The following is a 9018-nucleotide window of genomic DNA, read 5'->3' on the forward strand; positions in this document are numbered from 1 at the left end:
CATCCAGGCATCGCACCGTCGATTTCGCAGAGTCTCGTTCGACTATCCGTTAGGGAATGAAGCTGATTGGTCGCAGTGATTGGCATTCCCTGTACGAGAACTTTCACGAGGACGAACTTGGAGAAGAGTATGCGCAAGCTGATCGTTGCCGAACACATCAGTCTAGATGGCATTATTCAAGCCCCCGGTGGGCCTGAAGAAGATCCCAGCGGGGGATTCCGTCTCGGTGGCTGGATAGTGCCCTACGCCGACGAGGCCACCGGCCAAGCCGTGCAGGACCTGTTCGCGCAGCCGTTCGAGCTGTTGCTGGGGCGTCGTACCTACGACATATGGGCGGCGTATTGGCCGCGTGTACGGGCCGGCCACGCCATCGCTGACCTGTTCAACAGCGTACCTAAGCACGTGGCCACGCACCGACCCGATACGCTTGACTGGCAGTACAGTCATGCGCTGGAGGACGATCTTGTCGACGCGATTCGCGCGCTTAAACACCAGGATGGCGTGAACCTATTGACGTGGGGAAGCGGCGATATGGTGCGCCAACTGCTTGCAGCCGGGTTGGTGGACGAGCTTCGGCTTCTGATTTATCCCGTCGTACTTGGGCGCGGCAAGCGCTTGTTCGACGATGATGCACAGGTGTCGGCCTTCACCCTGGCGCACTCGACCAGCACTCCTGGCGGTGTGCTGATCACCCGCTACGTGCGCAGCGGCGAGGTGCGCACAGGGGCGTTCGAAGAAGTTGAGTAGGAAAAGCCAGTGACGCCTAACAAGCGGTTCCAGGCAACGCTATGTGCAGGGCGCTCGGACGCGCCTGAACCGCGGCGCCATGCGCAGGGCGCAAGGTTGTACATACAACCACAATACTCTACACTACGACAGTGTTTGAGAGATGTCTGTATTTCAATGTCAATGCTCTAGCAAGAGCAGTGAATCGCATTTGGGACGAGGCTTTCAAGGAACTTGGCTTGTCGCCTGCGCATGCCTATTTGCTCAGACTCGTGCTGGCGTCACCTGGAATATCCCATAAGGCGATCGCTAGTGAGCTAAAGCTCGAGAAATCTACTATCACCCGTTTTGTTGATTCGTTACAGGAAAAGGGGTTGGTCCAAAGATCAAAACTTGGGGCTGAAGACAATCGCGAACAGCGAGTGTTTCCTACCGACAAGGCCAAGAGCATGAAGGAAGCGCTGGAGGCAACATGCGATGCTTTATATAGGAGGATGTGCGGTAATTTGGGCGAAGCTGAAATGAAAGCCCTCGTGGCACAACTTCGCAAAACCGCTCGATTGTTGTCGTGATTTTTTTGCCCATAAAGTTGCTCATACAACCATTAATGGAGATACGGGATGAACCTTACAACTAATCCGATTACCGGATTCGAATCTACGGAAAACGATGGCAAGCCACTTAATGCTCTTGAGGAGTTTTACCGTGCGTTTAATACCCGAGACTTGGAACTCATGAGCGCCAACTGGGCAAATTCCGACGAGGCATCAATGTCCAATCCCCTTGGCGGAGTGCGTAGAGGGTGGGAAGCGATAGAAGAAGCATATTCAAGAATTTTCGCAGGCCCTGCCGAGGTGTATGTCGAGTTCTACGACTATACGATTCACCACGCCGGAATCATGTTCTGCGCTGTCGGTCGAGAAAGAGGATATTTCCGCGCTAATGGGAAGCAAGTTGACCTTGCCATCCGTACCAGTCGGTTTTACCGAATGGATTGCGGAAAATGGCACCAGATACACCACCATGGATCTATCGACGATCCTGCATTATTGGCCGAGTACCAGTCGGCCGTTCTAGGAAAATAGAACAAGAAGCCCAACCCATGATTCCGCCGGATGCTGCGCGATAACACCGCGCAGTGCCGGTGAATCCAAACCTGGAGAATGCAGAAAAACGCCCTACTCGAAAACTCAGCCCACAAACAATCAGCAAGTTACAGACGCAAAAATGCTCGAAAACTGGTTTCTTCTACACCATCCTTAGGTGCCCAATGCTTACCCCGGATCAGTTCAACAAGCTCGGCGCGCAAAACTTGCCAGGCTATCTTGGCATCGTCGTCACTCATGTGGGACCAGCGGAAGTACGGTCTGAACTCCAGGTAAAGGCGTCGCTCATGGCACCGAATGGTTTTCTTCATGCAGGAAGCGTCGTCGCGCTCGCCGATACCTCGGCAGGCTATGGTTGCGTCGCCAATCTCCCTGAAGGAGCCATAGGGTTCACGACGATCGAACTCAAGTCCAATCATGTCGGAACCGCCCGCGAAGGCATGATCGAATGTATCGCGAAGGCGGTTCACCTCGGCAAGACAACCCAGCTCTGGGATGCAATCGTCATTCACCGAGAGACAGGCAAGACCATTGCACTTTTCCGCTGCACGCAAATGGTTCTCTATGACAAACCGGGCACCTAAGCCTTCCATCAATGGACTTCCCCCGGTCTGCGGCCCGGTCGCCTCTCATGTCAAACCTCAGCCGGCGACAAAAGCAACGGAGGAGTCCCTCGTGAAATTTAGGAGACACATTGAATGATTCGCACGTTTGTGATCGTTCTCGCGGCATTAGGTTCGATAGCTGCCGTGGCATCGGCGAAGTCCTTGCCGCCGAATGCCTCGGCGGCAAGGACACGACAGGCAGATACCCCCTTGGGCCGCATTGAGCCCACCCAGGCGCCGGTTACCGGTCAGGAGGATTTAGGTGATTTAGGCCAGCCTCGCCAAGTTCTCGCCCAGTTCTATCGAGCCATCAACAACCGCGACTTGAACTTGATGGCCCAAAACTGGGACCAGTCTGCGGAAGCGGTCATGGACAACCCCCTGGGCGGCGTCAAACGGGGCTGGCCGGAGATTCGCTCGGTTTACGAGCGTCTCTTCAGGTTCCGCTCGCAGTACCATTTCGAGTTCTACGACTATACGCTGCACGAGGCAGGCGATCTGTTCTACGTAGTGGGCCGAGAGCGAGGCTGGATCGAGGTTGATGGTGCGAGGCTGGACTTGGCGATCCGTACGACACGGATTTTCCGCAGAGTGAAAGGACGGTGGCTGCAGTTTCACCATCACGGCTCAATCGAGGACCCAAACATGCTCGCGGCTTACCAGAACGCCGTGCGGTGAATTCGGGAATCCGAGATGGAAGAACGCCGTGGTAAGGCCGCTCGCCTGCGGTCGGGACAAAGTCTCCGGACCTCACGAGCGTCGTCGATTGCCCCCCTCCGACAAGAGGGGCGCGCCCCCCGCCTTAACCTTAAAAGGAAAGACGCATGGATGTTACTGCAATTCCCTTTATAGAGAAGGTCGGGATATGCCGAACGGAAGAAGGAACGCTTAAACTGCCCTTCAGCACGTCAACGCAAAACCACTTGAACACGATACATGCGAGCGCACAGTTCGCGCTTGCCGAGACAGCCAGTGGCGAAGCACTGCAACGACTGTTTCCCGAGCTTGCGGGGAAGGTTGTGCCGGTCCTGCGGGAATCCCATGTCAAATTCAAAAGGCCGGCAAGCAGTGCTATTTTCGCGTTCCCAGCCGTATCCGAAGAGGCCGTTTCAAAATTCAAAGAGCAGTTTGAAAAGAAACGGCGGTCGTCCATCACCGTCGATGTAGAGGTCAGAGACTCTGATGGTGTCGTCACATCCGTCGGAATGTTTGATTGGTTCGTGCAAGGCCTCCCGCAGGGGAAGACATAACGAGTCGCTTCGGTCGACGGCCTTGATTCCGCTTCGCTTCGCTCCGGTAAGGCTGCGGCTGAGCTTGGTCACTGGGGGCAGGTATGTCACCGAGATTGGCACATGTCGTTTTTGCGCTGGCAATAGTGGCCGTACAAAGGGCTTGGCTCAAGAGTTGTGAAATACAGGGGGCGCTTACAATGGCTCCTACAGAATGGACAAACCGCGCAGTCAACTGGTGTAAGAAGAATCAGACCGGAAGACGTGCAGAGGCGCTTCGTCTTTGGCTTGGCTGCATAATGGAGGATGAGGATGAATACGGTCCAGTCTGTGGCCAGTTATAACCCTAACTTTCACTTCGAGCGAGGCACTCCGACAGCCGGCTTTGCCGCCTGTTTCCACGCACCTCAAGCTTCACGTTGAGAATGTAGAAAAACGCCCTACTCGAAAACCCAGTCCACAACCAATCAACAAGTTACAGACGCAAAAATGTTCGAAAACTGGTTTTTTCCACAGCATCGTTAGGCGAATAAAAGCATGGGGACCCAACCGTATAAAGAAATTTTGAGCGCCGTTGCAATTGCTCTCACTTTTGCGGCCTTTGTTCCCTATATCCGCGCAATCGTTAGCGGCGCAACCCGACCCCATGTTTTTTCCTGGGTCATTTGGGGCGCGACAACCTTCGTTGTTTTTCTTGCCCAACTTGAAGGAAAAGGCGGAATTGGTGCTTGGCCCATCGGGGTTTCGGGAAGCATCACCATTTTTGTCGCGGTCTTGGCTTACGTGAAGCGCACGGACATTACGATCACAAGAACCGATTGGATGTTTTTCGTTTCGGCGCTGTCTTCGTTACCGCTTTGGTACTTTACATCAGACCCACTGTGGGCTGTCGTCATTCTTACCACCGTAGATATTCTGGGGTTTGGACCAACGGTGAGGAAGGCATATAGTTCCCCGCATTCAGAGTCATTGCTATTTTTCGCCTTGTTCGCGGCCCGTAATGTCCTCGTAATTTTGGCCCTTGAAAGTTACTCGGTCACGACGGTTCTGTTTCCCGCAGCTATAGCTGCGGCATGTATGTCATTAATGGCAATGGTCACAGTTCGAAGACGAGCATTAGCAACATGAAAGCACAAAACGATAAACCGCCTAACCACGCCGGTTATGGCGAACGTTGGGTGTCATGAAATGAGCACAGAGATCACCATCCAAAGAGCCACTGCCAAGGATGCAGTGGAAATCGCCGAAATGGTTGGCGAATTGCTGGCTGAAATCACGAACGCCATCGGAATTCAGGCGTTCAACTTCAACTTTGCCGAAACAGCATCTAGGCTGACGGACTTCATTAATCAAGAGAAATATTTCGTCTTTGTCGCTCGCAACGAAAATGGAAGGCCAGCAGGGTTCATTTCCCTTTATGAAAGCTACGCCCTCTACGCGGAGGGAGCATTTGGCACCATTCCCGAACTTTACGTTCGGCCGGAGTACCGCTCGGATGAATTGGGTCTTCGCCTTGTATCTCAGGCCAAGGGGTTCGGCTCGTCACGTGGCTGGACTCGATTGGAGGTAACAACTCCTCCCCTGCCACAATTTGATAGAACTCTGGCGTTCTATGAACGCGAGGGCTTTTCCATAACCGGCGGGCGCAAACTGAAGGTTTTGCTATGAAACCGATCATTCAGGAGGAGATAACGGGCTGCGGCATCGCGAGCGTCGCTGCACTCGTTGGAGTCACTTACAAACAGGCGAAGGCTGTGGCGAATAGTCTCGGCATTTTCGCGGAGGATCGGCGCCTCTGGTCAGAAACGCATCATGTTCGCACGCTTCTGCGGCAGTTCGGGCTTGATGCTTCGCCCGATGAGTCGCTGTTTCAGTCTTGGGAGTCTTTACCTACACTTGCCCTTCTCTCCACCAGGTGGCACTTGGAGCAGGGTCGGCCTTTCTGGCATTGGGCTGTTTTCTGGCGCGGGCCTCGTGGTCCCGTTGTGCTGGACTCCAAGAAGGCGCTTGCAAGCCATGTCCGCACGGACTTTTGGCGAATCAAGCCAAAGTGGTTCATTGAGGTCCATCGCCCCCAATAATCCGCTCCAACCAACTGGTAAACCGATGTGCGGTTTGCCAGCGGCTGAGCACAGGCGTTGGCCATAGTGTTCTACGATGGACTGGTTGTACCGGGAGCCCTTCTTCTGCTGGCTTCTGGATGATGATCGAGTTCTATGGCGGTTGGAATTTCGTGCAAGTTCCCTGGTTGCTCGGAATGGTTGTGCTCTTCGCCTTCGAGTTTGTCTAGGGCAATACGGTCACCCGCTTTTACCTCATGCGCCTGCGGCGCATCACCAGAGAGGCCCTGCAGGCGGGCGCGATTACGCCGGAGCTCGAGAAGGCCCGGGGCGAAGGGATTCCCACTTTCACACATTTTCTTGATCTGCCCATCCTATTCTTGATAGTCGCGCTTGGCGCTATCCGGCCAATGAGCTGGACGCTGTTTATTGTCGGCACCGTCGTTGCTGTTGTCATCGCAACGGCGCTGACACTGTATATCCCGAAGCTGTACCCATGGGGGGAAGCGAAACGGGAGTCCTAACAAACCCGTCAGCACGGACGCGAATTCCGCGGTGTTCCATTTGCGCAAGTTCTTAGCAATGCTGGTGCCCCCGAAAGGTTAAGCTTGAAGCCAGCCGTGAGGAGTTCAAGGAAGAGGTCAAATGCGAGGGGCGCCGTTGAGCGGCTTACCAATCGGGTACGGTGGCACATCGGGAGCACGGGGCCTAGTTTGTCATTCCAGCCGACCGTTTTGCGCCGCGCTCCAAATGTCGGCTGGACTACCATGTTAAGGAAGCTCTGATTAAGCCCTTCGACAGGCCTGTCCTGAGCCTGTCGAAGGGGCATGAACGGAATCCACTTGTTCAGAGCTTCCTCAAGGACGTAGAAATCCCCTCACTCAAAATTCAGCTCATGTAGAATGCCAGCGCACCCGCGTATTCCGCCGCATGGGAAGCGGCTCCATCGGCGGAATGCGGGAATACCCTATTCCGCACTACGGCCGGGGCGCACGCTACGCCGACACCCGCCCCGTTGACTATACTCGCCGCATCGTTTTCGTTACGGGAGGGGGAATCCACATGCTGAATCTGCAGAAGGGCTTTGGGATCGGCGATCAGTTCGTTCCCTGGGGCGCGACGCTCGAGGAAGCGTGCCGGCAGCTCGGCATTCAGCCGGGGCACGGTTGCCACAGGGCGGAAGAAGTCAGGCTGCTCTGCGCGAGCGCTTACGGCTTTGCGGCGGTGAACGTCCACCTGGAGGCACCCGCGACGGATCGCCCGGTGACGAGCGTCGATTTCGAGCTGGCGCCCGCAGGGACCGGAACGCCCGAGCCCGAAATCTGGGCCGCGCCCCTGTCCGAACGCTTGGGACCACCGGACCAGGTGAGCCGTTCCGAAATCCCGTCCTATGCCGATCCGGCCGACTGCGTGCCGTTCTATGCCCGCTGGGTACGTCCCGAGACCAGCGTCGGTCTCTCGATCTACGGCGGGTTGCGTAAAGTCGACGGCGGCCAATCCGCCGGCACCTTGTGGTTGAGCTGGAACGAGCAGTTGGCCGCGCAACCCTATATCGAGGAATGGCGTGCTCGCGTCGCCCGGCTGACGGCCATGGCCGAACGGCCGTCGCAGTTGCGGACCTTCGTGCTGGATTGGCCGCAGAACGCGTACTGGCTGACGGGAGACGCCACACCTCAGGCGCTGGCCGCACGCCAGGCGCGTATCAGCCTGTACCAACCCACACTTCTGGATACCCCTGCCAATATCGCCGCCAAGCTCAACCCGCACAGCTTCGCACTCTGGAGCAGCGAGTCGAACGGCATCTGGTGCGCCTCGACTTTGCGGGACAGCGTGATGTTCGAGCTCGGGCAACCGGTGCAGGCCACCTGGGTCGACCTGCAGCCGGCCAAGGGGCCCGGCTATGCGATGCTGCAGCTCGGAGTCTGGTCCGTTTACGGGCGACACGGCTCGCGCGCCATCCGCGACGCCGCGCAAATGCTCGCCGGCTTTCCCGGAGTGACCGTGAAACAGGAAGGGGGCTACGATTGCTGACTTATGACACGCCGGATGCGGGCGCAGCGCCCATGAAAATCGTCACGATCATACTTTTGGTACTCGGCGCACTGCTCGCGCTCGGGGTTTTCCTGGCCGCCCTGCCCTGGATCGAGGTTGCCGTGCTCAATAGTTTTTTCGCCAAGGAAATCGCCACGAACTCAGACCTGCCATGGGCGGCGCCCGGCCGCAAGGCACGCTACTATTCGCTCAAATCCTGGGACTGGAACAACGGGATCACCCGCGTCCCCGCGTGGGGCTCCAACTCGTGGCGCAAGGAGTACCCGCTCGACACGGCAAACAAGGCCTTTGCCTTCCTAGAGAAACACCGCGCGATGAATGCCTGGCCCGCAGCGGGCACCTTCGAAACCTATAGCGTCTATGAACAGCTGCAGCCCGGCGACGTGCACCACCAGGACGATTACGGCAACACCATCGTGACCTATTCCCAGCGCGTGGCGCCCTATCGCTTCTTCATCGTCTCGATCGAACCGACGGTCATCGTCATGCAATCCGCGCCGGAACTGCCCGCATGGCAGGAGGAATACGTGCAGCAGGGATATTCGCGCGACAGCCGCTGGATACGGTGGTATATGAGCCTGCCGGAGCAGCAGCGCTTGCCCGACCTGGTCTGGCTGCAGAACCCGCTGGAGTTCGGCACCGAGCTGCCGCGCGGGAGCGGCTGGAAATGGTTCTCGCCCGACCTCGAACAACTGCCCACCGATTTGCCGCTGGTCGAGAGCGGCAGCGCCGTGATTCCGCTCAAGCACGGTCAACTGAAATTCCGGCCCAGCGAATCGGGATGGCATGTCGTGCGGGAATGAGTCCCATACAGCGAGCAGCCCGAATGAAATGCAGCGAAATCCGGGGAGGTAGAAGCGCCGATCATCCCGGATTCCGCAAGCTTCATCCGGGCTACGTCGGCTATACGGGCACTCGCGAGTCGGTCGGGAATCCCTTCCAATCGCAAACGGTGTCTCCGGGAGCGCCGGAGCCCCCCCTTCCCGACGCCACGTCCCGGCCGAGCGCCTTCGTCGGAAGGGTCGCGACTAAAGCGACCGTTTGCGATTGGAAGGGTCGCGACTAAAGCGACCGTTTGCGATTGGGAAAGGATTGCCGACCTACGAAGGCTTAAATCAATTCACCCCAGCCGAAGGCGCCAACCACTTCCGCCGAGCCTGTTTTGTCGTACGAACGAGAAGAAAACGCTCTAAGCGCCGGCACGGCTGCATGACCGAGAACCGGCGATGGGGACTCAGCC

General features: G+C 56.9%; 12 protein-coding genes. All 12 read left to right on the forward strand.

Going from position 1 to position 9018, the window contains the following annotated elements; translation table 11 throughout:
• Window positions 1–129 precede the first annotated feature (129 nt).
• The 12 genes from ABJK70_RS15875 to ABJK70_RS15930 all read left to right on the forward strand — a co-directional run bounded on the left by ABJK70_RS15875 (window position 130) and on the right by ABJK70_RS15930 (window position 8581).
• Window positions 130–747, forward strand: a complete 618-nt coding sequence (locus ABJK70_RS15875) for a dihydrofolate reductase family protein (RefSeq protein WP_347258445.1) — start codon at window positions 130–132, stop codon at window positions 745–747.
• Window positions 748–926: 179 nt separating this feature from the next.
• A complete protein-coding gene (locus ABJK70_RS15880) occupies window positions 927–1298 on the forward strand; it encodes a MarR family transcriptional regulator (RefSeq protein ID WP_168175345.1) in 372 nt (123 codons plus the stop codon).
• Window positions 1299–1346: 48 nt separating this feature from the next.
• Window positions 1347–1811, forward strand: coding sequence for a nuclear transport factor 2 family protein (locus tag ABJK70_RS15885; RefSeq protein WP_077728759.1), 465 nt, complete (start codon window positions 1347–1349; stop codon window positions 1809–1811).
• 59 nt (window positions 1812–1870) lie between these two features.
• Window positions 1871–2416: a PaaI family thioesterase gene (locus ABJK70_RS15890; protein WP_347258446.1), complete on the forward strand. Its 546-nt coding sequence runs from the start codon at window positions 1871–1873 to the stop codon at window positions 2414–2416.
• Between the two features lie 114 nt (window positions 2417–2530).
• Window positions 2531–3115: a nuclear transport factor 2 family protein gene (locus ABJK70_RS15895; RefSeq protein WP_347258447.1), complete on the forward strand. Its 585-nt coding sequence runs from the start codon at window positions 2531–2533 to the stop codon at window positions 3113–3115.
• A 146-nt stretch (window positions 3116–3261) separates the two neighbouring features.
• Complete coding sequence (locus tag ABJK70_RS15900; RefSeq protein ID WP_156880711.1) at window positions 3262–3687, forward strand: YiiD C-terminal domain-containing protein; 426 nt, start codon at window positions 3262–3264, stop codon at window positions 3685–3687.
• Between the two features lie 516 nt (window positions 3688–4203).
• A complete protein-coding gene (locus ABJK70_RS15905) occupies window positions 4204–4794 on the forward strand; it encodes a hypothetical protein (RefSeq protein WP_077728755.1) in 591 nt (196 codons plus the stop codon).
• A gap of 60 nt (window positions 4795–4854) precedes the next feature.
• Complete coding sequence (locus ABJK70_RS15910) at window positions 4855–5334, forward strand: GNAT family N-acetyltransferase (protein WP_077728917.1); 480 nt, start codon at window positions 4855–4857, stop codon at window positions 5332–5334.
• The gene (locus tag ABJK70_RS15915) at window positions 5331–5747 is read left to right on the forward strand and encodes a hypothetical protein (RefSeq protein ID WP_347258448.1); all 417 of its coding nucleotides are present in this window, start codon (window positions 5331–5333) and stop codon (window positions 5745–5747) included. The genes ABJK70_RS15910 and ABJK70_RS15915 overlap by 4 nt, the downstream gene beginning before the upstream one ends.
• Window positions 5748–5983: 236 nt before the next feature.
• Window positions 5984–6250: a hypothetical protein gene (locus ABJK70_RS15920; RefSeq protein ID WP_347258449.1), complete on the forward strand. Its 267-nt coding sequence runs from the start codon at window positions 5984–5986 to the stop codon at window positions 6248–6250.
• A 406-nt stretch (window positions 6251–6656) separates the two neighbouring features.
• Complete coding sequence (locus tag ABJK70_RS15925) at window positions 6657–7757, forward strand: hypothetical protein (protein WP_086134316.1); 1101 nt, start codon at window positions 6657–6659, stop codon at window positions 7755–7757.
• Window positions 7758–7789: 32 nt separating this feature from the next.
• The gene (locus tag ABJK70_RS15930) at window positions 7790–8581 is read left to right on the forward strand and encodes a hypothetical protein (protein ID WP_347258450.1); all 792 of its coding nucleotides are present in this window, start codon (window positions 7790–7792) and stop codon (window positions 8579–8581) included.
• The last annotated feature ends 437 nt before the right edge of the window (window positions 8582–9018 follow it).

Origin of the sequence: Methylocaldum sp., assembly GCF_039794385.1 — a bacterium.
GTDB lineage: Bacteria > Pseudomonadota > Gammaproteobacteria > Methylococcales > Methylococcaceae > Methylocaldum.